Genomic DNA, 25,855 nt, shown 5'->3' on the forward strand with positions numbered 1-25,855 from the left:
GTAAGAAATTGAGGTGTTACATATATGAGTAAACGTTATGTCGTTGTTGATTTAGAGACGACAGGAAACTCCTGGAAAGACGGGAAAGATAAAATTACCCAAATTGCAGCTGTTGTAGTAGAAGATGGAGAGATATTGGAGATTTTTTCATCTTTTGTTAACCCAAAGAGAGAGATTCCCGTATTTATTACAGAATTAACAGGGATTGATGAAAGTCTTGTAAAACAAGCCCCGTTATTTCAAGATGTAGCCCCGATGATTGTTGAGCTATTACAAGGTGCCGCTTTCGTTGCGCATAATGTTCACTTTGATTGGAATTTTTTAAACGAAGAATTAAGGCAGGCTGGATATACAGAAATACATTGTCCTAAAATCGATACGGTTGAATTGGCACAAATTCTTTTGCCAACAGCCGATAGTTATAAATTACGTGATTTAGCTAAGAAACATGAACTCGAACACGATCAACCACATCGTGCGGATAGTGATGCTCTTGCGACAGCAGAGCTGTTTTTACAATTTTTAAATGAAATTGAAAAATTACCACTTGTTACATTACAATCACTTTATGAATTGAGTGATGTTTTCCAAAGTGATATAGCTGATGTGCTTTCTGAAAATATTTTAAAGAAAGTAATGCATGGTAAAGAAATAAAAGCGGAATATGAAGTGTATCGCAATATTGCACTGAGAAAACGGAACTATTCCTTAAGTCTTGGAGAAACATATTCATTAAAATTTGATGCTTTCTTGAATAAAACGATGGATAAACTGGAATTACATATGCCGAAGTTTGAAAGAAGAGAAAGTCAGCAAATGATGATGAAAGAGATATATACGGCGTTAAGAGATTCTCGTTTTTCTCTTATTGAAGCAGGTACAGGGACGGGAAAGACTCTTGCTTATTTACTTCCTAGTCTTTATTTTGCGAATAAAAAAGAAGAACCTGTCGTTATCAGTACACAAACGGTACAACTTCAACAACAAATACTTGAAAAAGAAATTCCGTTATTGCAAAAAATAATGCCATTTTCATTTGAGACAGCTCTTCTAAAAGGGAGAAAGCATTATCTTTGCTTACATAAATTTGAATATGCTTTGCAAGAGGAAGAAAAAAATTACGATATGGCACTTACGAAGGCGAAAATTTTAGTTTGGTTATTAAAAACTGAAACAGGTGACCGAGATGAATTAAATATTCCAGAGGGCGGAAAGTTACTTTGGAATCGTATTTGTAGTGATGCGTATAGTCCGGGCGGTATGCAAAGTAATTGGTTTAGTCGATGCTTTTATCAGCGAGCGAAAAATAAAGCTTTATTTGCAGATATCGTTATTACAAATCATGCATTATTATTTCAAGATTTTTCAAGTGAAGAACCACTGTTTTCTTCATGTGAACATATAATTTTTGATGAAGCTCATCATATTGAAGAAGCTGCGAGTAGAACACTAGGTGAGCAGTTCTCTTGTATGTATTTTCAATTGATTTTATCTCGACTTGGTACACTAGAAACGGATGATGTGCTTTCTAAAGTATATAAAATGATGAAAAAATCAGAGCAAGCATCTCGTTCTACTTTCCGTATGATAAGCCATAGTTTGAAGGAACTTAAATTTGATGCGGATGAACTATTCCAAATGTTACGTACTTTTATATTTAAACAAACAAAGCAAGAACAAGGAACAAACAATATGCCGCTCATTTATCGATATAACACGGAAGTAGAGCAAGGTAAGTTGTGGGATAGTATTGTTGAGTTAACAAATCGTTTTGTATATGAATTAAGAAGAATAGTGACCATATTTGAGAAACAAGTAGATATATTGCAAAGTAAGTTAGAGTGGGAAATGCATGTTGTTACGGGTGAATTTATGCATTTAAGTGGGTTACTGAGAAAGATGGCAGAATCATTACAGTTGCTCATATTGGAAAAAAATGCATATGTAACTTGGATGGAGACGGAGACGAAAGGAACGATTCATTCAACCATTTTATACGCGCAACCAGTTCATATTGGAGAAAGGTTTGCTGATGAATTTTTAACAGAAAAAAAGAGTGTTATCTTTACATCTGCAACATTAACAGTTAACGATACATTTGACTATATAAAAGAAGAGCTTGGCTTACATGATTTTGCTCCAAATACTTTACAGGTTCAATCGCCATTCCATTATGAGAAACAAATGAAATTAATGGTTTCAACGGATGTACCGTTTATTAAGCGAGTAAGTAATGAGGAATATATTGAATCTGTATCGGAACATATTGCCAAGATAGCAAAAGTTACAAAAGGGAGAATGCTCGTTTTATTCACTTCGTATGAAATGCTGAAAGAAGCGTATGCGAATTTGAAAAGCAATGATGAATTAGAAGGCTATCTATTATTAACACAAAGTGTAAACAATAGGAGTCGAAGTCGCTTAATTCGAAAGTTTCAAGAGTTCGACAAGTCAATATTGTTAGGCACGAGCAGTTTTTGGGAAGGAATCGATATTCCAGGAGATGCCTTGAGTTGCCTTGTCATTGTCCGTCTTCCTTTTACACCTCCTCATCAGCCGATGATGGAAGCGAAAGGTGAATGGCTAAAAAATCAAGGTGAGGACGTATTCGCAAAATTAACGCTCCCGCAAGCAATATTACGTTTCAAACAAGGATTTGGGCGTTTAATTCGAACGAATACTGATACGGGGACGGTAGTAGTGTTAGACCGTCGATTGACGAGTTCTTCCTATGGAAAAAGATTTTTACAATCAATTCCTAATGTACCTCTTTATGAAGGACCGTTAGAAGAGTTGTTGGTGCAATTAGAAGAACCGTCAAATGAATAAAAATTGGAAGAAAAATACGCCTGAAGTACTTATGAACTTCAGGCGTAAAAAATGTGGGTAGGAGGAATTTTATTTTTCTTACTTCTTGTATACAAAATGTATTGGTTTTCGACTTGAAACCTTTTTTTGCTGTACATGTCCTGCTATAATAGATGGGTGATGAAGCAGGGGTTGTAAAGAATGTACTCTTATTGTAACCGCATTGCGTTCTTCTATAATTAGAAATTTTTGTGTAACGGAGGAGTTTTTTCATGGAGAAGAAAATCGAAGTACTATCAACGACGCGTATTAAATATTCGTCAGATTTGTATAAAATTGTTGATAGTTTGAATCGTACGTTAAAAGAGCAGGACCTCATGTTCGGATTAGCATTAGACGAAAAAGACAAAGAAACAGCTGTATTTACGATTTACAGAACGTAGTGATACAATGAAAAAGTGGATCTTTGCAATCATTATCGTTATCGTTGCTAGCGGAATATATGGGGCGTATGTTTATAATAAAGCGATGGATAAGAAAATTCCCAAAGAGTCGAAATCTGTAGAAATTGCTAAAGAAAAAGCAAAGCTTACAAAAGTGACATCTGTTGATTATTACAACGGAAAAGCTGCATATACAGTCGTACAGGGTACAGATGAAAAGGGAGAACATCTTATCGTTTGGGTGCCTGAGAAAAAAGGGGATACCGTAGTAAGGAAAAAGAGTGAAGGTATTTCCGAAAAAGAGGCTATACAAAGAACAATAGAACAAGTCGGCGATAAAGAATCAAAAAGAAAGCCGAAAGAAATTCTGAAAGTGAAATTAGGCTTTGAAAAAGGTATTAGAGATGGTGTACCAGTAGAAGTACCATTATGGGAAGTTACATATATTGATTATGACAATCGTTATAATTACTACTATCTTGAATTTAAAGATGGGTCGTTTTTAAGACGATATAGCGCTCAAAAATAGATGTAGGGGGAACTACAAATGAAATTAGCAAAGCGAGTAGCTGCTTTAACACCGTCTTCAACTTTAGAAATTACAGCAAAGGCACAAGCGTTAAAGGCAGAAGGTCATGATGTAATTGCATTAGGGGCAGGAGAACCTGACTTTAATACACCAGAGCATATTATGGAAGCTGCGCATAAAGCGATGTTAGAAGGACATACGAAATATACGCCAACAGGTGGATTACAATCGTTAAAACAAGAAATTGTGAAGAAATTTACGCGCGATCAAGGAATTCAGTATGATCCATCTGAAATTATTGTATGTAATGGTGCAAAACATGCATTATATACATTATTCCAAGTGTTGCTTGATGAAGGAGATGAAGTTATCATCCCAACTCCTTACTGGGTAAGCTATCCAGAACAAGTAAAGCTTGCTGGCGGTAATCCGGTTTATGTAGAAGGTTTAGAAGACAATGAGTACAAAATTACAGCAAAGCAGTTGCGTGAGGCAATTACAGAGAAAACGAAAGCAGTTATTATTAATTCACCGAGCAATCCAACAGGAATGATTTATAGCAAAGAAGAATTACAACAGCTTGGAGAAGTATGTTTAGAACATAATATTTTAATCGTTTCAGATGAAATTTATGAGAAGTTAATTTATGGTGGTGCGGAATATACTTCAATTGCCCAGCTTTCTAATGCATTAAAAGAACAAACCCTAATTATTAATGGTGTATCTAAATCTCATTCTATGACAGGATGGCGTATTGGATATGCAGCTGGAAATAAGCAGCTGATTAAAGCGATGACGAACTTAGCGAGTCATAGTACGTCAAACCCTACTTCAATCGCTCAATACGGCGCAATCGCGGCATATGCAGGCTCACAACAACCTGTAGAAACAATGCGCCAAGCATTTGAAGAGAGATTAAACATTATTTATGATAAATTAATTCAAATCCCTGGCTTTACTTGTATTAAACCGCAAGGCGCGTTTTACTTATTTCCTAATGTAAAAGAGGCTGTAGCTTTATCAGGATATGATACAGTTGATGAGTGGGCGAAAGCTTTATTAGAAGAGGAAAAAGTTGCTCTTGTGCCGGGTACAGGATTTGGGGCTCCAAATAACGTTCGTTTATCATATGCGACATCTCTTGAACAAGTAGAGAAAGCATTAGAACGTATTCATACGTTTATGAAAAGTAAAGTGAAAGCTTAATTGTATATTTCGTTAATACAATAAAAAACCTCTCTATATAATAGGGAGGTTTTTTTGACGAATTGTGGCAAAAAGAAATAGCGAAAGGTGTGTTATACTAGAGAACGAGGTGTTTGGTGATGAAAAAGAAAATGATGTTACAGTGGTTTGAACAGGGAAGCATTGCGATTCCAAAATTACTTATGATGCATTATAAAAAATTAGGGTTAAATGAAACGGAATTTATGGTTTTACTTCATGTGCATACATTTTTAGAATCGGGAAATTCGTTTCCGACTCCGTCGGAGATTTCCGAACGAATGACAATAGCGGAAATGAAATGTATGGAAGTAATTCAAACATTGATTCAAAAAGGTTTTTTATCACTAGAAGGTGGACAAAGATCAGAAGCGATGATGTGTGAAAGTTATTCTTTACAACCGCTATGGGAAAAAATATTGCATTTCTTAATGAATGAATCAATAGAGGAAGAACAAAAAGAAAAAAAACAACTGCAAGTAAATTTATATACAGTATTTGAAAAAGAATTCGGAAGACCACTTTCTCCATTTGAATGTGAAACATTGGGAATGTGGGAGGATCAAGATCAACATCATCCGAATTTAATTCAAGCGGCTCTACGAGAAGCTGTGATGAGCGGTAAGCTGAACTTCCGATATATTGATCGTATTTTATTTGAGTGGAAAAAGAATGGAATTAAAACAGTAGATCAAGCTCAAAATCAAGGACGTAAATTTAGAGCAAATCAGCAACGAGCGCAACAAGTAACAACACAAGAGACGAAATTTACTGGGAAAGTGCCTTTTTATAATTGGTTGGAGCAGTAATGTAGGAGGAAGTCTATGTTAAATAAAACGCAAATTCGTTATTGTTTAGACACAATGGCGGATATGTATCCAGAAGCACATTGTGAATTGATTCATGATAATCCATTCGAACTTGTAATTGCAGTGGCATTATCTGCACAATGTACAGATGCACTTGTAAATAAAGTGACGAAAAATTTATTTCAAAAATATAAAACACCAGAAGATTATTTAAGTGTTTCTCTAGAAGAGTTACAACAAGATATACGTTCTATTGGATTGTATAGAAATAAAGCAAAAAATATTCAAAAATTGTGCCGAATGTTATTAGATGATTACAATGGAGAAGTGCCGAAAGATCGAGATGAGCTTACGAAGTTACCTGGTGTAGGACGGAAGACAGCAAATGTTGTAGTATCGGTAGCATTTGGGATACCGGCAATTGCTGTCGATACGCATGTAGAGCGGGTGAGCAAACGATTAGCGATTTGTAGATGGAAAGACTCTGTATTAGAAGTCGAAAAAACATTAATGAAGAAAATTCCGATGGATGAATGGGGCGTTACACATCACCGTTTGATTTTCTTTGGACGTTATCACTGTAAAGCGCAGCGACCACAATGTGAAGAGTGTCGATTGCTAGAAGTGTGTCGCGAAGGAAAGAAGCGAATGAAGGGGAAATAAAGGATGGAGCGAGTTATAGGAGTACCGAAAGAATTTCGGTACTTACCATTTTTTCAAAAAAACGCAAATTCGATTAAGTATCATACAGACCAATCTTTTGAAGAAATCATACAAAATACTTACTTTATATTTGATATAGAAAGACAATATGAGCCGTGGAATGAAATTGAAAACAGTATTCCGGTAATGTTGAATGTATGGAAAAATAAGCATGAAGACATTGCCACATTATTTCGAAACAGAAAGAAACAAGAAGCTGAAGGCCCGATGATTCTTTTTGCAGCACATTTGTTATCAATTGTATATTGGCTAAATGAGCAACCTGTTCATAGTTTGAATGAAATGGAAGATTACACGAGTGAATTGGAAGTACAACCAGTTAATTTTATGGAGCGATATTCGTTCATTATAAAGAAACCAAATAATTATCATTCTTATATTCAGTTAGCACAGTTGTATATTGAAATAGAAAAGTTATATGTAAAGAAAATGATAACAAAAAAGAAGTCCTTTCCTCGTTAAGAGAAAGGACTTCTTTTTTTGTATTAAGACTCTGTTGTAACAACATTTCCGTCTGCGTGAGGTGTATCTTCACCTGTATTTTGTTGTTTCTTAGCCTCTTCTTCAGCTTTCTTTTGAGCCTCTTCTTCAGCTTTTTTCTTAGCTTCTTCTTCGGCTTTTTTCTTAGCTTCTTCTTCAGTTTTTTTCTTAGCTTCTTCTTCAGCTTTCTTTTGAGCCTCTTCTTGTTGTTTACGTTGTTGTTCTTGTTGCTCTTGTTGTTTACGCTGTTCTTCAGTAGCCTTTTTCTGAGCTTCTTCTTGTTTTAGTTTATCTTCATTAGCTTTTTTCTGAGCTTCCTCATCAGCTTTTTTCTTAGCTTCTTCTTCGGCTTTCTTTTTGGCTGCCTCTTCCTCAGCTTTCTTAGCGTCTGGAGTTCCACCAGGGGCAGTGAAGGATGCACCAACTGCAGGACTTGTTCCAGTACCTTTTTTCGCTACTACAGAGAAGCTGTAAGTAACACCAGGCTTAATACCACCAAGAGTAGCTGTTGTACCGCTAACTGATAAGCTACCGCTAGAACCGTCTGTAGCTTTATAAGTTGCCGCATAAGCATCAACTGCTGTTGGGCCAGACCAGTTTAGTGTAACTGTACTAGCGCCATCGAAAGCGACATTAAGGCCACTAGGTGGATCTACTTTAATTTCTTTAATTGCATCTTTTTTCGCACCTTTTACGTATAACTCGCCGTTTATTTCTTGTACAGAAGAAGGGCGTTCGAAACGAGATTTATCTGTAGCGAATTTGCTCATCATTACTTGGAACATTTGTTGCGCAATTTTAGTATAACGATCGCTAATGTAATTTTCTGGACCATTCTTTTCGTAACCAGTCCACACAGCCATCGTATATTGTGGTGTATATCCAGCGAACCAGCTATCTCTGTTAGCATCAGCTGGGATGCCATATTTTTTTACATCTCTTGCATCAAAGTTTTGTGTTCCTGTTTTACCAGCAACGTCAAAGCCAGAAACATATGCTGTTGGCCCTGTACCGCCGGAACCAGGTTTTACTACGTCACGAAGAACGTCAGTAACCATGTAAGCTGTATGGTCGTGCATTGCACGTTGTTCTTTCGGTTTAAAGCTTTTCTTTTTTCCGTCTGGGAAAATAACTTCTTTAACGAAATGAGGTTTATTGTATACACCGTCATTTCCAAATGCTGCATAAGCCCCAGCGACATCTAACGGAGAGCTTTCATTACTACCGATTGCAGTAGATTCATGTGCTATCCCATCTTTAAACGTCATGCCTAAACCTTCAGCAAACTCTTTTGCCTTAGGAATACCGACTGCTTGAGCTGTTTTTAAAGCCGGGATGTTTAATGACTTCTTCAATGCTTCACGAAGTGAAACGTCACCTTTAAAATTACCGGTAGCATTTTTAATCTTTGTGCCATCAGAGTAAGTATATTCAGAGTCATTTAATTGATGATAAGTAGACCATTGAAGGTTTTCAATTGCAGGACCATAATCGAAAATTGGTTTCATTGTTGAACCAACTTGGCGTTTTAAATCAACAGCCATATTATGACCTTTGAAAGTAGACTTACTTTCTTTACGCCCAGCACCAATTGCTCGAACTTCTCCAGACTGTGTATCCATAAATACAAATGATCCTTGGAACTGATCGTTTGGATACTTAATGAGATTGCCATCCATAATTTGTTCAGCGTACTCTTGAGCACCTTGATCAAGGGTTGTATGAATCGTTAAACCATCTGAACCGATATTTACATCAGGGTATTCTTTTTCAACTTCTTTTACGACAGCATCTAAAAATGCTTGAAACTTCATTTCAGTTAGTTCTGATTTTTTTAGACCCTCAGTTACAGGGATCTTTATTGCGTTATTCATTTCTTCTTTTGTTATATAGCCGTGTCGATTCATTAATGTTAATACAATATTACGACGATTTGTTGCTCGTTCAACATTTTCTGGTTTTGTTGGATCATAAATGTTAGGACCTTGAGGTAAGCCAGCGAGCATCGCAGCTTCATGTAATTGTAAGTCCTTTAAATCTTTTTGATAATATTTTTGAGCCGCTGTTGCAATACCGTAAGAGCGATTACCTAGATTAATCTTATTTAAGTACATTTCTAAAATCTCATGTTTAGAGTATTGTTGCTCTAATTTGTAAGATAAGTACCATTCTTGCACTTTTCGTTTTGCGGTTTTTTCCATCGTTAGAAAATAGTTTTTAACTACTTGTTGTGTAATCGTACTACCACCTTGGGAACCGAAACCACCAGTGACATTTTCCATAACTGCTTTTGTAGTTCGTTTAAAATCAATTCCATTATGGTCATAGAAACGTGAATCCTCAGTTGCAAGGAATGCATTTTCAACTACTTTTGGAATTTGATCATAAGTAACATGGGTTCGTTTTTCCGCACCGTATTCATAGAAAAACTTCCCATCCTTATCAAGAAACTTTGTTGATAAAGGATTGACAAGTTTTGATTTGTCTAATTTTGGAGCGTCCTTTACCATAACAAAGAAAGCGGAAACGCCAGCTACGAGACCAACGATACCAAGAAGTAGACAACCTATAAGGAACTTCTTAAAAAAGGAGCCTTTTTTCTTTGGTTTTTTTTCTTTATTTGTTTCTTCCGTTTGATTTTTCGCGTGATTTCGTTCTGTACGAGAACGATAATTATCTGACATTATACTTTCTCCTACCTTTCATTCTCTCCCTCAAAAGTCGAAAAAAGAGCCTTAGTGATGACTCTATCACGAAAAATAAACCGTGTCTAGTACACGGATATAATCAATCCGAGGGTGATAACCGCATGATAACAATGATCCATGCGCTTCTATTTCTTCTTTAGTAATTGACTTACGCCCACCATTATTTTGACGGTTCCAAAATGCAATAATATGTTTCGCATCGAGTAAATAAAATTCATCAAAAAGTGTAAATTTAATAATAACAAATGCAACTCCATTATGAGCAATTACTTGCTTCATATGTTCAATTTGATGAAGGTGGAAGTTTTGAAGTGGGAAACTAGTTTTGTTTTTGTTTCCTTCGCTTCAAAATCGATGTATTTCCCTTTGTATACACCGTTGTAATCCGTTGTAGAAGGTTGTTTAAAATACGCTTCTTTTACCACTGCAGCACTTCGAGCGGGGTAATCTACTTTTACAATTTGAAGAGGTGTAGGTTTTTTATGTACACATGCAATATTATGGGTTAAGTAATATTGATTTGTTTCATTCAATTCCTCTTCAAGGGACATACCTCTATTACTATAAGTATGTTTTTTTATTGGTGTTTTAGGAGGTAGTGAAGCTTGATTGTACCTTTTTCCATTTGGGTAACGAATGGTCATAGTGTGTCCACTCCCAACTTGTTAAGAATTACTTACAAAGGTGATTATATCAAAAAATGAAAAAAGATGTGACCTTTTTGAAGAAAGGCATGATGACTTATTTATGTTTACATGGAATGATTACGAAAAAATAAAACAATATCGTAAAAATATGGTTTGTACAAAAGAAGAAAAAGCAATCATTCACACTATTAAAAAGAAAACAGAAATAGCTAATATGGACAACATTTCTCGGACACAATCGTATCAAAAATTTTATGTAAGAAATAGTGAAATCAGGTGGTCTTTTTTAGCGAGTATGGTTTCGAGAAATGCAGGCTGGAATATGACTGATTTAGAAGGAAGATATTATGCTACTGTTTTGCCTCGATTAGTAAAAAAACATTTGTTTCTCATATATGAACAGGCTAATTGGATTATTTTCTTAGATGCATTTCCTCAGTTACTACTATATGAAGAAAGCAAGAGGAGACGTATACCTCTCTTTCATTTGTTGCAATTTTTCAACGTATCACTTTTCATGGAAAAAGAATGGACATTTTTCTGGGAGAAAAAAGATATGAATAGGCTTATGACAGCGCTTATTATAAATGAGCAAAATAAAATTCAAAAACCAGTTATTGAGAATAGCTACTTTAAAAAACATGTATTTCATACGGCGCTTTTTAAAGTTCAAGACATGTTGCATATTAGTGCAGTTATTTTTCCAACCATTGAAGGGGGGATGTATGGGTTTTCAGTTTATCAATTTGAAACGTTGCAAAAGCGTATAGAGCTTGGGAAAAAATTAGCGTGGTTATTGTTTCATCCGACTTATAAACGTTTATTTTATAATTTTGCACTACAAACTAAACATACTGGCTCTAGAGAAGATTATGAATATTACTTAAGGGGAACTAGAAAATCCTATACACCTGCACTAAGAGATGTGTATTCTCTTGTTGCACATGAGGAAATAACAATGAGGGATTGGTTTTGTGAAGATTCGAAAATGAATGCATTGTTTTTATTTGAAGAACCGAAGGATGAAGTTAATATAAAGGAATGGTATAGAAGAAAGAGGGAGCAGATCTATGCTGTTTCTATCGTGAATCGTTTTGTTAAAAGAATAGACGAGTTCATGATATAATAAAAAAGAAGTCCCATCTTTATAAATGAAGATGGGACTTCTTAATGTGAAGAAATCCTGCTAAGTGTGTTAAGATTTTAATCTCAAAACTGAATGAAAGTAGAAGATTAAGGGGGATTTAGAAATTAGTAGTTTGGAAAAGCCCCATTAATTAAACTTTCACTTTATGTAGCAGGGAAGTTTGGGCCATCAAGCTTTGGATTACCAGTCTCGGGTTTATTTTGTTGTTTGTTTTGTTTTTTCTTTTTTCGTTTTTGTTCTTTGCCATCTTCATACACCTCCTTTTTGTATTGTTACCATTTCTATAAATGACATTCAAAATGATTTCTTTGACGAATAACAACTAGTTTTGTCATGTGTGCAGGAGTGAAGAATTATCCGGCGAAATTACATGACAAAGGAAAAGCAAAGAAGGGGGCGTTTTGTATATGGCGATGGTTCAGAAAGTAGATGTAATGAAAAAAATGGATCAAATGTTAAGTTCTCTCGATTTGCTGGAAATGAATATAGGAATTAGAATAAATCATGCATTGAAGGATAAGAGCGAAAAAATATGTAATAAGATAGAAATAACAGAAATGCATATTGAGCATATGGAAAATAAATTAGTGCATCACGAAGAAAAAGGGAATTGGGTGAAGACGTTTCAAAACATCGTAGTGAGTGCATAATAAGGTGGGAATGAAATGGAGTATGAAGCATTAATACAGTCTTCAGAAAAACTCATGCAGTATAATAATGAAGCGAATGTAAAAAAAAGAGAAATAATTGAATATGACTTTTATAAGGATATGAAGCCGTTTGTAGACATAGTAGATGAGGAATTAAAGGTGTGGAAAGAATTAGCTTATACGTGGATTAAGGAAGAAAAACCGAAGTATATACATGTACAGCAAATTGATCAAGTGTACGATAATTTACAAACGAATGTGTTACAATGTTTTGTAAATAAAGGAAAAGGTAAACGTTTTTTTGAAACACATCAAGCCATTTCGTATACTTTGCAAAATATAGTTGAGCAATGTAAATAACAAGAGGGGAAACCCTCTTGTTTTTTTTAAGCTTCTGTCATTGTTGTAGGTTTTGTTGCACCGTTTATTTCTAATTCTTTTATTAATGTTCGGTAATCCGATATACATATTTTTCCTTCGAGATAACAATGTCTCGCAAAGTCTAATAATTCATTTACATTCTCTGTGTAATACCCCTTCTTTTGAGAAAACGCTTGTTTTAAATCCCCTAATACCATGTTGATTCCTCCCCCATGAGAATCTTCTTCTTAATTATCATAGCATGGAAGGGTTTTCTTTTTAATTTTTTAAAAATTTAAACTTCCGACAAAAATAGACAGATACTCCGTCACACAAATTATTTTACAAGTACATATTATATATGTAGAAACTTATGTGAAGGAGGAGAGAATGCATGTTTCAACAATCTAACGTATATCAGCAACCAAATCCATATGCACAGCAAAATATGTACCAATATAATACGGATACATATTTACGGTATAATATGTATCCTTTCGAGCCTCATTATGGAAATCAAAATTATTACCAGCCATTTGAAGTATCGTTTATGAATCAACAGCAACAACAGCAACCCTATATGAATCAATCGCAACAAGAGCAACAATCTTATATGAATCAGCAGCAAACTTATATGAACTCACAATATTATATGCCACCATCACCATCTCCCTATGGAAATCAACAAGCGATGTTTTATCCGCCAAAACAACCGTATCCGACGATGAATAAACAAAAGCAACAACAGCAACCAAGTCAGTTTTCGAGCTTTGTTTCCCAATTTAAAAATTCAGATGGTAACTATGATGTGAATAAAATGATGAATACAGCTGGACAAATGATGAATGCGATGAATCAAGTGACGGGGATTGTTAAGCAGGTTGGAGGGTTCTTTGGTAAGTGATGATGGATTGTTGTCCATAATGAAATAGCATGAATGAAGTGTAGCACTAGACAAATTTCCATGAAACAAATGGGTATATATAACAAACGGCTTCACCTCTTTTCTCATATTGTAAAGTGTAATCAGATTTTCTTAACGAGAGAGGAGAGAAAAAACTATGCATCATTGTCATCCTTGTTTTGGAGGGCATAAGCCTGTAGGACCTATTTGTACGACTGCTCCTGTCATTCATCCGACGAAACAGTGTGTAACACATTCTTTTTCAACAACGGTGGTGCCACACATTTTCCCAACGCATACGACACATGTACACCATCAACAAATTAAAAACCAAAACTTCTTCCCGCAAACAAACTCAAATGTAAATGTTGTAGATCCAATCGATCCAGGATTTGGCGGTGGATGTGGACCATGTGGTCATGGTCACCATCACCACGGTCATCAAATATCTCCATTTGGACCAGGGCCGAATGTATCTCCATTTGGACCAGGACCGAATGTATCCCCATTTGGACCAGGACCGAATGTAGGACCAAATGTTGGACCAAACGTTGGTGGAATATTTAAAAAGTAAATGATATGTTAGAACTAGCAAAATGCTAGTTCTTTTTTTGTAATTGGAGTGTTGATATGAAAGTTGTTGCTGTAACAGGATATAAGCCATTTGAACTTGGAATATTTAAAAAGGATCATCCAGGAGTAGACTGCATAAAAAAAGCGCTGCATCGTAAATTAACTGCTTTTGTAGAAGATGGTTTGGAGTGGGTTATTATAAGCGGCCAGCTAGGTGTAGAATTGTGGGCTGCTGAAGTTGTTTTTGAAATTCAAGTAGAATATCCAGATTTAAAATTAGCGGTATTTACTCCTTTTTTAGAACAAGAAGAAAATTGGAAAGAAGATAACCGTGAATATTACGAATTTATTCTTTCACAAGCAGATCACATTGATAGTATTACGAAACGGAAGTACGAAAGCCCAGAGCAATTTAAATTAAAGAATCAATTTTTTATTGAAAAAAGTGATGCTCTTTTAGCTGTATATGATGAAGAAAAGCCCGGGAGTCCTAAATATATTGTAGAAGTAGCTAAGAAAAAAGGAGAAATAGAAAATTATCACAGTTATTTCATTCTTTTTTCTGATTTACAAGATATAATAGAAGAGGAACAGTGGAATAATGCAGAGTAATATGTAATATTGTACTCGTATATATGATTGACAAAAGGCATTGTTTCTGAAAAAATTTAGTTAATGAAAGTTTTGGCAAAAATTTGAGGTGAAGAAAATGATTTCGGATAAAATTAAATTAACGGCGAAAGATATTTTGGAAAAAGAATTTAAAACAGGTATGAGAGGTTATCAACAAGAAGAAGTAGACAAGTTTCTTGATATGATTATTAAAGACTATGAAGCTTTCCACAAAGAATTTGATCAATTGAAGCAACAAAATGTTCGTTTAAAACGAGAATTAGAAGAACAAAAACTAGCTGCAACACAAGCTCCACAACAACCTGTACAAACACCAGTTGCACAACCGGTATATAACAACACGAATACGGATATTTTAAAACGTTTATCCAACTTAGAAAAAGCTGTATTTGGAAGTAAGTTATACGAATAAAATAAGGTGGAAACAAGGTTGAGGCATTGTACATAGAAAAAAACATTGCAAAATCTTTTTGTTTCCACTATACTAATGGATGTCATAACGTTTGGGCAATCGCTGCAACGCCAACGTTGTAGAGGAAAGTCCATGCTCGCACGGTCTGAGATGGCTGTAGTGTTCGTGCCTAGCCAATTCATAAGCTAGGGTATTCTGGCTGTAAGGCTGGTTTAACGGCAGGGAAAAAACCTAAGTCCTTTCGGATATGGTTTGACTACCTTTAAAGTGCCACAGTGACGAAGTCCTTGAAGAAATGATAGGAGTGGAACGAGGTAAACCCCACGAGCGAGAAACCCAAATAATGGTAGGGGAATCTTTTCCAAGGAAATGAACGACGGAAAAGGACAGGTTTTCATAACCTGTAGATAGATGATTGCTACCGGAGTACGAGGCGTGGGCCGTTTGCAGTACAAAGGAACAGAACATGGCTTACAGAACGTTATGAACCAACTATGAAATAACTCAGCTCTCCTTTGTTAGAGGAGGGCTTTTTATTTGTATGAAGTTATAAATTATGAGTTACAATGGTTAATGAGAAAAATTTTCGTAAAATGTAATGATTAATAGGACAAATTGCTATTAATTATTGTTTGAATATACATAAGAGGTGAATGCAAATGGGAAAAGTTACTTTAATTGCAACAGCGGCAATGGGTATTGAAGCGTTAGTTGCCCGAGAAGTTCGCGATCTTGGTTATGAATGTCAAGTAGAAAACAGCAAAGTAACATTTGAAGCAGATGAAAAGGCGATTTGTCGCACGAATTTATGGTTACGTACTGCGGACCGTGTGAAAATTAAAGTTGGTGAATTTAAAGCAACAACATTTGATGAGCTATTTGAAAAAACGAAAGCATTAAACTGGGGAGATTATATTCCAGAGAACGGAGAATTCCCTGTTATCGGTAAATCTCTAAAATCTGAGTTATTCAGTGTTTCGGATTGCCAACGTATCGTTAAAAAAGCTGTCGTTGAAAAATTAAAAACAACATATAAACGTACAACTTGGTTTGAAGAAGATGGTCCGTTATTCCGTATTGAGATTGCAATGTTGAAAGACATTGCAACATTAACAATCGATGCGAGTGGTGTTGGACTTCATAAACGTGGGTACCGCATGGATCAAGGGGAAGCTCCTTTAAAAGAAACATTAGCTGCGTCTCTAATTAAGTTAACGAACTGGAAGCCAGATCGTCCTTTCGTGGATCCTTTCTGTGGATCTGGAACAATTCCGATTGAAGCTGCATTAATTGGACAAAATATCGCACCAGGATTTAACCGAGGCTTTGCATCGGATGAATGGGGCTGGGTTGGTAAACAAAATTGGCGCGAAGCTCGTCAAGAAGCTGAAGATTTAGCAAATTATAATCAACCATTACAAATCATTGGATCTGATATTGACCATCGTATGATTCGAGTTGCACAAGAAAACGCAGAAGAAGTAGGTTTAGGTGATTTAATCACATTTAAGCAAATGCAAGTAAAAGATTTCACAACAAAAGAGGATTATGGCTACGTCGTAACGAATCCTCCATACGGAGAACGTTTAAGTGAAAAAGCACTCGTTGAACAACTGTATAAAGAAATGGGACAAGTATTTCGCCCATTAGATACGTGGTCAGCGTATGTATTAACAAGTTACGAAGCATTTGAGAAGTGTTATGGAAAAGATGCATCGAAGAAACGTAAACTATTTAACGGATTTATCCGTACAGATTACTACCAATACTTCGGAAAACGTCCACCGCGTAATTCATAGTATAAAACTCCTCTAGCACGCATATACTGGCTATTATGTAATGCGTAAAGGAGGCAGTGATATGGATAGTTTTCAATTATCGATGATTCAAAAAGCTATTCACCGTACGTATGATGAGCTCGGAAAAGAAGTGGATAGTCAAGGCGTAATTGTAGATGAAATACAAAAAGCGCAAGAAGAATATTTATCAGCTCTTTCACATGAAACAGCGATTGATAAACGGTATTTAAAGTCATTAATATAGAAGAAAATTTTCCTTTTTCGAAAGGAAAATTTTTTTTCGTGTATTTCTAAGTATTGCAACAGGGGAAAGTGGCTGCACACATATGAGTAGCAGTTACTATATCGTTTTATAGAAAAACTTTTTGGTTGGAGGCTAAGGATGTTTACTGAGAAGAGATTACCATTTGAAGTAGGAAAACAAGATAATTTTTATGATAAGTTGAATGAGTGGATTGGAGATGTATTTTACGACATCCTTCCGGAAAAAGGCTTTGAAGAGCGTGATGAACAAATCTTTATGGCGTTTCAATTAGAGCGTGCTTTCCAAGAGAAAAAAGTTATGTTCGCAGAAGCGGGTGTAGGAACAGGGAAAACGATTGTATACCTTTTATATGCAATTTGTTATGCGCGTTATACAGGAAAACCTGCTATTATCGCTTGTGCAGATGAAACATTAATTGAGCAGCTTGTGAAAGAAGAAGGGGACATTGCTAAGTTATCAGAAGCATTAGGACTATCTGTTGACGTAAGACTTGCGAAATCGATGGATAACTATTTATGTTTACGTAAACTTGAAGATGTTATGAGTGGACGAGCTCCAGAAGTAATTGAAGACGTATATTATGAATTACCACAGTTTGTATTTGATCATGGTACGATGCAAAACTTTACTCACTATGGTGACAGAAAAGAATTTCCACTTTTAAATGATGAGGAATGGTCAAAAGTAAACTGGGATTACTTCCAAGATTGCTTCACTTGTGATTCACGTCATCGTTGTGGACAAACTCTTTCTCGTGAACATTATCGTAAAGCGGCAGATTTAATCATTTGTTCTCAAGATTTTTATATGGATCATATTTGGACGTACGATGCTCGTAAACGTGAAGGACAAATTCCGTTATTACCTGAAAGTAGCTGCGTTGTATTCGATGAAGGACATCTTGTAGAATATGCAGCTCAAAAAGCTTTAACGTACCGTTTAAAGCAAACGATGATGGAGCAGCTTTTAACGAGATTGTTACAGAACGATATTCGTGAAGAGTTTGCACATTTAGTAGAAGAAACAATTTGGCAAACAGAGCGATTCTTTGATGTGTTACAAGAGAATAAAAAGGAAATTGAAGGTTCTGATCGTTTAGAAATTACTGTGACAGAAAAAGTAACCGCAGAAGCGAAAAGACTTTATGCAAAAATCGGTGAAGTCGGTGATGCACTAGTATTTGAGAGTGAAATGCATACAGTAAACACATACGATTTAAATATCGTTGATGAACATTTAGATGTGTTAGAACATTCACTTCGTCTTTTCATGCATGAGAAAAATGTAATTACGTGGGGTGAAGAAGGTGATGGTGCCTTCACGTTAGTTATTATGCCGCGTGCAGTTGAAGAAGTGTTACAAGAAAAAGTATTCTCGAAGAAAATTCCATACATTTTCTCTTCTGCGACATTATCGGACAACGATTCGTTCGCATTTACTGCAAATAGCTTAGGGGTAAAAGATTACTTATCATTCTCAGTTGCCTCACCGTTTAATTATGAAGAGCAAATGGCAGTAAACTTACTATCGCATACGAAAGAAAATGAATGGGAAAGAAAGTGTCAATATACACTTGAAAATATACAGAAAACGAATGGACGTACGCTTGTATTATTCCGTACAACGCAAGAACTTGCAGCGTTCAAAGAATATGTAAGTAAAGAGCAAATGTCAGTTCCGTTCTTATATGAAGGGGATCAAGAAATTAGTCAGCTCGTTTCTCGTTTCCAAAATGAAGAAGAGACTGTACTTTGTGCCGTTCATTTATGGGAAGGTTTAGATATTCCGGGTTCATCATTATCACATGTAATAATTTGGTCATTACCATTCCCTCCAAACGATCCTGTGTTTGAAGCGAAACGTAAGCACGTAAATAATCCATTCTGGGATGTAGATGTGCCATATATGATTTTACGCCTTCGTCAAGGGATTGGACGTTTAATTCGTACGAGCGACGATAAAGGTGCTATATCAATCTTCCTATCAGATACGGAAGATGAAAAAGTGATAGAAGCAGTGAAAAAAGTACTTCCGGTAGAAGGTAAAGAATTATAAGGAAAAGCTTGGTGCTTGCCAAGCTTTTTTTCTATTATAAAAGGAATTTATGTTTTCGTGTCGAAATAAGTTTGAGGTAGAAAAAGGAGGTCTTTTATACGATGACAGTTGCTACATATGAAGTAGAAAAACAATTTTTAACATATGTGAAGAAGATAGAAAATTACGGAGAAGCATTAAGCTTAATGTTTTGGGATTTAAGAACGGGTGCACCAAAAAAAGGTGTGGATCAGCGTTCAGAAGTCATAGGGATGCTTTCGTCAGAAGTGTTTGCTATGTCGACTTCAGATGAGATGGGGAACTACTTAACTGAGCTTGAAGCTTTAATATCTGAAGATAAACTTTCTGAAACGACGAAGAAAATGGTTGAAGAGTGTCGTAAAGAATATGATAGAAATAAGAAAATTCCACAAGCTGAATACGAAGCGTATGTGAAATTAGAAGCGAAAGCGGAAAGTGTGTGGGAAGAAGCACGGGAAAAATCTGATTTCGAAATGTTCCGTCCGTACTTAGAAAAAATTGTTGAATTCAAAAAGAAATTTATTACATATTGGGGTTACGAAACATATAAATATAATACATTATTAGACATGTATGAGCCTGGTATTACAGTAGAAGTGTTAGATCACGTATTTGGTCAACTTCGTGAGCGTATCGTGCCGCTTGTAAAAGAAATCTCAGAGTCTAAAAAGGGATTAAAAACAAGTGCTTTATCGGAACACTTTTCGAAAGAAAAACAAAAGAACTTTACATTAGAGTTATTAAAGCAATTGAATTATGACTTTGAAGCAGGGCGTCTTGATGAAACGGTACATCCTTTCGAAATTACATTAAATAGAGGGGATGTTCGTATTACAACACGCTATGATGAGAAAGATTTCCGTATGGCTGTGTTTGGAACAATTCATGAATGTGGTCATGCTGTATATGAACAAAATATTGCAGAAAAGTTTGAGGGTACACCGCTATGTAGTGGAACATCTATGGGTATTCATGAATCGCAATCATTATTCTTTGAAAACTTTATCGGTCGTAATAAATCATTCTGGAAGAAAAATTATGATTTATTAAAAGAGTATAGTGACGGTCAATTTAACGATATATCAGTCGATGAGTTTTATGATGCGATTAACGAATCGAAGCCTTCATTCATTCGTATAGAAGCAGATGAGCTTACATATCCGCTTCATGTTATGGTTCGTTATGAGCTTGAGAAAGAATTATTTGATGGTACACTACAAGTGAAGGACTTACCAGCGGCTTGGAATGATAAGATGGAAGCATATTTAGGAATTCGTCCAGAAAATGATGCACAAGGTGTATTACAAGATGTTCACTGGGCTGGTGGCTCATTTGGATACTTCCCATCTTATGCGCTTGGTTACATGTATGCAGCGCAATTTCAGCAAAGAATGTTAAAAGATATTCCAAACTTTGATGCATTATTAGAAGAAGGTAACGTGACGCCAATTCGTGAATGGTTAACGGAAAACATTCATCAATATGGCAAAACGAAAAAGCCACTTGAAATTTTAGAAGATGTAACAGGTGAAGGGCTAAATGCAAACTACTTAGCTGATTATTTAGAAGCGAAGTATAGAGAGATTTACGAGTTATAAAAAAGAGCTGCTTAATTGCAGCTCTTTTTTTAAAGGGGATGGGAGAATGGATTATACATTTACAGTAATGAACCAAAAGGAAGCAGAGGAAATTGCATACAACTGGCATTATGAAGGGAAATATTCCTTTTATGATATAGAGGCAGATCAAGAAGATTTAGCAGAGTTTTTAAGTACTGAAATGAGAGGAGACGATACGTTTGCTGTGAAGGAAAATGGTACTCTCATTGGTTACTTGAGTTTTTCTAAAATGAATAATCAAACGGTTGATATAGGACTTGGAATGAGACCTGATATAGCTGGCAATGGATTAGGGTTAAAGTTCGTGAAGGCTGGACTAGATTTTAGTGAAGAAAAATACGGCTGCAACTATATAACACTATCAGTAGCGACATTTAATGAGAGAGCGATTAAAGTATATAAAAGGGCAGGATTTGAAGCAGTTGGAACGTTTATCCAGGAGACGAACGGTAGTTGTTTTGAGTTTTTGAAAATGAATTATATATGTGAAAATGACTAAAAACCAGAAGAGAGTTCTTCTGGTTTTTAGTTTAAAGTTTTTTTTTGTAACTACATTAACTTTCAGTTGCTAGCATGTGTACAGCTGCTTCATGCATCTCTTTCAAACCTGACACTTGAGCATATTCAGCAACAGTGATACTACTTGTTGTTAGAAGTTCGATAATATGTTCATCCATTCTTGACCAAGTTTTACCACCAGCATTGTCATAAGAGCTAATTAACTTTGTTAGTCCATCTTTCCCAAAGAGCAGATAATGTGATGTGAAATCTATAGAAACATCAGCTATCCCTACTTCTGTCCAATCGATTAAGCCAGTTACATTATTTTTCTTATCAATCAGGATATGACCTGGATGTATATCCCCATGCGTTACTCCTACATGAGATGGCCAAAAAGAATCTTCAGTTAGCCATGCTTGCCAACGATCCCATAATTTTTGATTGACATAGTATTGTTCCTTCACTCGATTCATCCTTTGTTCCATAGAAGCTCTTAATTCATTAGCAGTAAGAATTTCAATACCGATATTATTAAATTCTTGTTGAGGTAATGAGTGTAAATTCGCTAGAACTTTTCCTAATGAAATATGGTATTCAGATGGTGCGTTTTTTTCATTAAAGCTCCATATATATCCTTGTTGTTCTATATCAATAGTGGCGGCAGGAACGCCACTTAGTTGCTTATAGGCAATTAAGTCTTCAGTGAATATAGACCAATCAGGAACTTGGAATCCTGCATGGTTTTTTATGATTTCCAATGCCTTTTTTTCTTGTAGGACATGTCTCATAGATTCTGGTCTACGAGGAATTCTTAGTATCCATTTATCTCCGTTTTGATCTTTAGCGTGTGCTACTTGAAAGTCAACACCAGATTCATTGATTTTTATTGAATCTTCTAAGATATTTAGGCCTTCCTTAGTTGCTAATTGTTTAATTTTAAGTGTGTTCATTTTTATTTCCTCCAAATGCTTATTTTAATCTTAATGCTTGAGTACGTATTCTGTTACCATTTTCCCCCTAACTACACCAATAGGATCAAATTAGTGAGATATAAGAAGATGTAATCATAAAAAAACCACAGACGGGCTTCTGTCTGTGGTTAAGAGTAAACGAGGATATAAGAAATAGAGGTCTCTCTTTGTATGAAAAAACATGCGACAAAAAGACAGATATATATCTGCCTTTCTCCATGCAGAAAGTGTACTTTTCCGTTGAAGATTATTAAAAATGTGCAGACTAATCCCGTTTACTCTGCTTTATGAAAACAGAGCCTTTGAACATATTAAGTTACTTAGTGTTCAAAGTTTGCTGACGTAGTCTTCCTGCATGCATCATTTTTAAAAACCCTCCTTTTAATAGTATAGTAACAATATACGTTGTTTATAAGTGAATATCAATAAAAAACACTAAATAAACATCCGAAAAATGTATATTAAAAAATAGAAATAAATGATGTTTGCTTTTGTAATTGGAATTTTTGCTAGAGGGTGTGTATGATTGAACTTTAGTAGCAAATAGCAAGCTTAGCAAGGAGAGGTAGAATGATTACAATTAAAACGAAAAGTGAAATAGATTTGATGCATGAATCTGGGAAATTACTTGCTTCATGTCATAGAGAAATAGGAAAAATGATAAAACCAGGAATAACAACACAAGAAATTGAGACGTTTGTTGAAGCGTATTTAGAAAAGCATGGTGCAACATCTGAGCAGAAAGGTTACAACGGGTATCCATATGCGATATGTGCGTCTGTAAACGATGAAATGTGTCATGGGTTTCCGGCCGATGTTCCTTTAAATGAGGGAGATGTTGTCACAATTGATATGGTAGTAAACTTAAATGGTGCGCTATCAGATTCTGCATGGACATATATAGTAGGGGATGTTTCTGACGAAACAAAAAGGTTATTGCTAGTGGCTGAGAGTGCTTTATATAAAGGAATTGATCAGGCGATAATCGGTAATCATGTAGGGGATATTGGTTTTGCAATTGAAAGTTATGCAAATGCTGAAGGTTTTTCTGTTGCAAGAGATTTTACGGGGCATGGGATTGGTAAAGAGATTCATGAAGAACCAGCAATTTTTCATTTTGGTAAACCGGGACAAGGACCTAAGCTGCAAGAAGGCATGGTAATTACAATTGAGCCGATTGTAAATGTAGGTATGCGCTATTCTAAAGTTGATTTAAATGGATGGACTGCAAGAACGATGGATGGGAAATTATCTGCTCAATACGAGCATACAATTGCGATTACAAAAGATGGGCCAGTCATTTTAACGAAGTTGTAATAGAGAATGTAAGAGTTTGCAAAAATCGAACGAAAATAGTGTTTTTATAAAATTTGTACGTGTTTTATTAATAAATACTTTTCAAAGTATAAAAATTGCGTTATAATCCTTCTATAAAATAAATAGTTAGCTACACTCATATAATCGCGGGGATATGGCCTGCAAGTTTCTACCGAAGTACCGTAAATACTTTGACTATGAGTGAGGACGAATATATTTGCTTGTTAAGCATTCTTTTTTGCGAAACTCCAAAAGCACGTCTCTCACTTGTAACGAGTGGTGGCGGCTTTTGGAGTTTTTTTATTGCATAAGAGGAGGAACAAACATGAAAGTATTACAAGAAAAGATTCTGAACGAAGGAAAGGTTTTATCTGGTGACGTATTAAAGGTAGATGCATTTTTAAATCACCAAATTGATCCGGTACTTATGCAAGAGATTGGAAAAGAATTTGCTAAACGTTTTAAGGAAGAGAACATTACAAAAATCGTGACGATTGAATCTTCTGGCATTGCACCAGCGGTTATGGCTGCATTAGAGCTTGGTGTAAAAGTAATTTTTGCAAGAAAACGTAAATCGTTAACGTTACAAGATAATATGTATGTTGCAAACGTATATTCATTTACAAAACAAGAAACAAATGAAATTTCACTATCTCGCACTCATATTGATGAAAATGATCGTGTATTGATCATTGATGACTTTTTAGCAAACGGTCAGGCTGCTTTGGGTTTAATGAGTTTAGTAGAGCAAGCTGGAGCAAGCATTGCGGGAATTGGAATTGTTATTGAAAAAGCATTTCAAGATGGAGGAAAGAAGCTTCGTGAACAAGGCGTTCGTGTTGAGTCACTAGCAGAAATTGCATCACTTGATAACGGCACAGTTACATTTGTACAGCAAGAAACTGCGGAGGTGAAATAAGCGATGAAGCAACATCCATTTAAAATCGCATCGCTAGGTATGCAGCATATGCTTGCTATGTATGCCGGTGCAATTATCGTTCCACTTATTGTGGGAGGCGGACTTGGCTTAAATCAAAAAGAGTTAACATATTTAGTCTCAATTGATTTATTAATGTGCGGCGTTGCAACAATTTTACAAGCATTATCAAATCGCTTTTTCGGTATTGGACTTCCAGTTGTACTAGGTTGTACATTTACAGCGGTTGGACCGATGATTGCAATTGGGAAACAATACGGCGTGTCTTCTATTTATGGAGCAATTATTGCTGCCGGTTTGTTTGTTGTTATTTTTGCGAAATTATTTGGAAAGCTTGTAAAATTATTTCCCCCTGTCGTAACAGGGTCCGTTGTTACTGTAATTGGAGTTACACTTGTTCCAGCAGCGATTAATGATATGGCTGGCGGAGTAGGAAGCAAAGATTTCGGAAGTCTTGAAAACTTAGCGTTAGCATTTGGCGTATTATTATTTATCATCATTATGTATCGTTTCTTTGATGGATTTATCCGTTCTATTTCTATTTTATTAGGTCTTTTGTTCGGTACAATCGTTGCAGCGTTTATGGGGAAAGTAAGCTTGCAAGCTGTTGGAGAAGCAGATTGGTTCCACGGTATTCAGCCGTTTTACTTCGGTACACCGACATTTGAATTAACGCCAATTATTACGATGATTCTCGTTGCTTGTGTAGGGATTGTAGAAGCAACAGGTGTATACTTTGCGTTATCTGATATTTGTAATAAAAAGATCGGTGAAAAAGAATTAACAAAAGGCTATCGCGCAGAAGGGTTAGCGATGGTGTTAGGTGGTATTTTTAACGCATTTCCATATACAACTTACTCTCAAAACGTAGGACTTGTTCAATTAACAGGAGTAAGAAATCGCGTTATTATTTATACTTGTGGTGGTATGTTAATCGTTCTTGGGTTCATTCCAAAAATCGCAGCTATTACAACAATCATTCCGAAATCAGTACTTGGTGGTGCGATGTTAGCGATGTTCGGTATGGTTATGGCATATGGTATTAAAATGTTAAGTAGCGTTGATTTTGGAAAGCAAGAAAACTTATTAATTGTTGCATGCTCTGTCGGAATTGGGCTTGGGGTTACAGTCGTTCCTACATTATTCTCACAACTTCCAGAAAATATTCGTATTTTAACAGATAACGGAATTGTGCTAGGAAGTGCATCAGCAGTACTTTTAAATATTGTATTTAATATGGTGCCGCAGCGAAAAGGGAAAGTAAAAGAAGAGCCAGTTTCGATGCAAAATGCAGTAAGAGAAGCATAGAAAAGCAAGGTC

General features: G+C 35.7%; 25 protein-coding genes, 1 other RNA gene, 1 pseudogene and 1 riboswitch. Of the genes and pseudogenes, 23 read left to right on the plus strand and 4 right to left on the minus strand.

Annotated elements, in window-relative coordinates:
• Nucleotides 1–24: 24 nt before the first annotated feature.
• The 7 genes from dinG to BTOYO_RS21040 all read left to right on the plus strand — a co-directional run bounded on the left by dinG (nt 25) and on the right by BTOYO_RS21040 (nt 6,998).
• Nucleotides 25–2,829, plus strand: coding sequence for an ATP-dependent DNA helicase DinG (gene dinG / locus BTOYO_RS21010; RefSeq protein ID WP_000044973.1), 2,805 nt, complete (start codon nt 25–27; stop codon nt 2,827–2,829).
• A 251-nt stretch (nt 2,830–3,080) separates the two neighbouring features.
• A complete protein-coding gene (locus BTOYO_RS21015; protein ID WP_000412179.1) occupies nt 3,081–3,251 on the plus strand; it encodes a YpmA family protein in 171 nt (56 codons plus the stop codon).
• 7 nt (nt 3,252–3,258) lie between these two features.
• Nucleotides 3,259–3,780: a cell wall elongation regulator TseB-like domain-containing protein gene (locus tag BTOYO_RS21020; protein WP_000758736.1), complete on the plus strand. Its 522-nt coding sequence runs from the start codon at nt 3,259–3,261 to the stop codon at nt 3,778–3,780.
• 18 nt (nt 3,781–3,798) lie between these two features.
• Complete coding sequence (gene aspB, locus BTOYO_RS21025) at nt 3,799–4,986, plus strand: aspartate transaminase AspB (protein ID WP_000761566.1); 1,188 nt, start codon at nt 3,799–3,801, stop codon at nt 4,984–4,986.
• Nucleotides 4,987–5,105: 119 nt separating this feature from the next.
• Nucleotides 5,106–5,813 (plus strand): DNA replication protein DnaD, encoded by a 708-nt coding sequence (gene dnaD, locus BTOYO_RS21030; RefSeq protein WP_000728536.1) that lies wholly within the window; start codon nt 5,106–5,108, stop codon nt 5,811–5,813.
• A gap of 15 nt (nt 5,814–5,828) precedes the next feature.
• Entirely contained in the window at nt 5,829–6,476 is a 648-nt protein-coding gene (gene nth / locus BTOYO_RS21035) for an endonuclease III (protein WP_000933024.1), read from the plus strand.
• Nucleotides 6,477–6,479: 3 nt separating this feature from the next.
• Complete coding sequence (locus BTOYO_RS21040) at nt 6,480–6,998, plus strand: YpoC family protein (RefSeq protein WP_000442696.1); 519 nt, start codon at nt 6,480–6,482, stop codon at nt 6,996–6,998.
• A gap of 23 nt (nt 6,999–7,021) precedes the next feature.
• Here the strand turns inward: BTOYO_RS21040 and BTOYO_RS21045 are convergent, their stop codons facing one another.
• Nucleotides 7,022–9,700 (minus strand): PBP1A family penicillin-binding protein, encoded by a 2,679-nt coding sequence (locus BTOYO_RS21045; RefSeq protein ID WP_001283074.1) that lies wholly within the window; start codon nt 9,698–9,700, stop codon nt 7,022–7,024.
• Between the two features lie 66 nt (nt 9,701–9,766).
• Nucleotides 9,767–10,368 (minus strand): annotated as a pseudogene (gene recU / locus BTOYO_RS21050) (Holliday junction resolvase RecU).
• A 103-nt stretch (nt 10,369–10,471) separates the two neighbouring features.
• Between recU and BTOYO_RS21055 the strand changes: the two are divergent.
• From BTOYO_RS21055 to BTOYO_RS21065, 3 genes are all read left to right on the plus strand, one after another.
• On the plus strand, nt 10,472–11,497 hold the full coding sequence (locus BTOYO_RS21055; RefSeq protein WP_000495634.1) for a DUF2515 domain-containing protein: 1,026 nt from the start codon (nt 10,472–10,474) through the stop codon (nt 11,495–11,497).
• Between the two features lie 428 nt (nt 11,498–11,925).
• On the plus strand, nt 11,926–12,168 hold the full coding sequence (locus BTOYO_RS21060; protein ID WP_001252045.1) for a hypothetical protein: 243 nt from the start codon (nt 11,926–11,928) through the stop codon (nt 12,166–12,168).
• A gap of 15 nt (nt 12,169–12,183) precedes the next feature.
• Nucleotides 12,184–12,528, plus strand: a complete 345-nt coding sequence (locus BTOYO_RS21065; RefSeq protein WP_000455491.1) for a YppE family protein — start codon at nt 12,184–12,186, stop codon at nt 12,526–12,528.
• 26 nt (nt 12,529–12,554) lie between these two features.
• Here BTOYO_RS21065 and BTOYO_RS21070 read toward each other — a convergent pair whose 3' ends face one another.
• A complete protein-coding gene (locus BTOYO_RS21070; protein WP_000242658.1) occupies nt 12,555–12,746 on the minus strand; it encodes a YppF family protein in 192 nt (63 codons plus the stop codon).
• Nucleotides 12,747–12,922: 176 nt separating this feature from the next.
• On the opposite strand from BTOYO_RS21070, the gene BTOYO_RS21075 reads away from it, so the two are divergent.
• From BTOYO_RS21075 to BTOYO_RS21115, 10 genes are all read left to right on the plus strand, one after another.
• The gene (locus BTOYO_RS21075; RefSeq protein ID WP_000487697.1) at nt 12,923–13,432 is read left to right on the plus strand and encodes a YppG family protein; all 510 of its coding nucleotides are present in this window, start codon (nt 12,923–12,925) and stop codon (nt 13,430–13,432) included.
• A gap of 157 nt (nt 13,433–13,589) precedes the next feature.
• Nucleotides 13,590–14,006, plus strand: a complete 417-nt coding sequence (locus BTOYO_RS21080; protein WP_000546285.1) for a spore coat protein — start codon at nt 13,590–13,592, stop codon at nt 14,004–14,006.
• A 56-nt stretch (nt 14,007–14,062) separates the two neighbouring features.
• On the plus strand, nt 14,063–14,617 hold the full coding sequence (locus BTOYO_RS21085; protein WP_000869384.1) for an SLOG family protein: 555 nt from the start codon (nt 14,063–14,065) through the stop codon (nt 14,615–14,617).
• A gap of 97 nt (nt 14,618–14,714) precedes the next feature.
• Nucleotides 14,715–15,050, plus strand: coding sequence for a cell division regulator GpsB (gpsB, locus tag BTOYO_RS21090; RefSeq protein ID WP_000622427.1), 336 nt, complete (start codon nt 14,715–14,717; stop codon nt 15,048–15,050).
• Between the two features lie 87 nt (nt 15,051–15,137).
• Nucleotides 15,138–15,529, plus strand: an RNA gene (gene rnpB, locus BTOYO_RS26875) — RNase P RNA component class B.
• Nucleotides 15,530–15,709: 180 nt separating this feature from the next.
• Nucleotides 15,710–16,849: a THUMP domain-containing class I SAM-dependent RNA methyltransferase gene (locus tag BTOYO_RS21095; RefSeq protein WP_000521231.1), complete on the plus strand. Its 1,140-nt coding sequence runs from the start codon at nt 15,710–15,712 to the stop codon at nt 16,847–16,849.
• A 61-nt stretch (nt 16,850–16,910) separates the two neighbouring features.
• Entirely contained in the window at nt 16,911–17,093 is a 183-nt protein-coding gene (locus tag BTOYO_RS21100) for a DUF3921 domain-containing protein (protein WP_000376898.1), read from the plus strand.
• Between the two features lie 138 nt (nt 17,094–17,231).
• Complete coding sequence (locus BTOYO_RS21105; protein ID WP_000493722.1) at nt 17,232–19,169, plus strand: ATP-dependent DNA helicase; 1,938 nt, start codon at nt 17,232–17,234, stop codon at nt 19,167–19,169.
• 101 nt (nt 19,170–19,270) lie between these two features.
• The gene (gene ypwA, locus BTOYO_RS21110; protein ID WP_000215061.1) at nt 19,271–20,788 is read left to right on the plus strand and encodes a carboxypeptidase; all 1,518 of its coding nucleotides are present in this window, start codon (nt 19,271–19,273) and stop codon (nt 20,786–20,788) included.
• Nucleotides 20,789–20,834: 46 nt separating this feature from the next.
• Nucleotides 20,835–21,308, plus strand: coding sequence for a GNAT family N-acetyltransferase (locus tag BTOYO_RS21115; RefSeq protein ID WP_000386698.1), 474 nt, complete (start codon nt 20,835–20,837; stop codon nt 21,306–21,308).
• A 55-nt stretch (nt 21,309–21,363) separates the two neighbouring features.
• Here BTOYO_RS21115 and mphL read toward each other — a convergent pair whose 3' ends face one another.
• Nucleotides 21,364–22,260, minus strand: a complete 897-nt coding sequence (gene mphL / locus BTOYO_RS21120) for a macrolide 2'-phosphotransferase MphL (RefSeq protein WP_001094125.1) — start codon at nt 22,258–22,260, stop codon at nt 21,364–21,366.
• A 591-nt stretch (nt 22,261–22,851) separates the two neighbouring features.
• Between mphL and BTOYO_RS21125 the strand changes: the two genes are divergently transcribed.
• From BTOYO_RS21125 to pbuX, 3 genes are all read left to right on the plus strand, one after another.
• Nucleotides 22,852–23,598: a type I methionyl aminopeptidase gene (locus BTOYO_RS21125; protein ID WP_000628448.1), complete on the plus strand. Its 747-nt coding sequence runs from the start codon at nt 22,852–22,854 to the stop codon at nt 23,596–23,598.
• A gap of 116 nt (nt 23,599–23,714) precedes the next feature.
• Nucleotides 23,715–23,816, plus strand: a riboswitch (purine riboswitch).
• 107 nt (nt 23,817–23,923) lie between these two features.
• Entirely contained in the window at nt 23,924–24,517 is a 594-nt protein-coding gene (locus BTOYO_RS21130) for a xanthine phosphoribosyltransferase (RefSeq protein WP_000866492.1), read from the plus strand.
• 3 nt (nt 24,518–24,520) lie between these two features.
• Complete coding sequence (gene pbuX, locus BTOYO_RS21135; protein WP_000809217.1) at nt 24,521–25,843, plus strand: xanthine permease PbuX; 1,323 nt, start codon at nt 24,521–24,523, stop codon at nt 25,841–25,843.
• Nucleotides 25,844–25,855: the final 12 nt, after the last annotated feature.

It is taken from the genome of Bacillus toyonensis BCT-7112 (genome assembly GCF_000496285.1).
Lineage (GTDB): Bacteria > Bacillota > Bacilli > Bacillales > Bacillaceae_G > Bacillus_A > Bacillus_A toyonensis.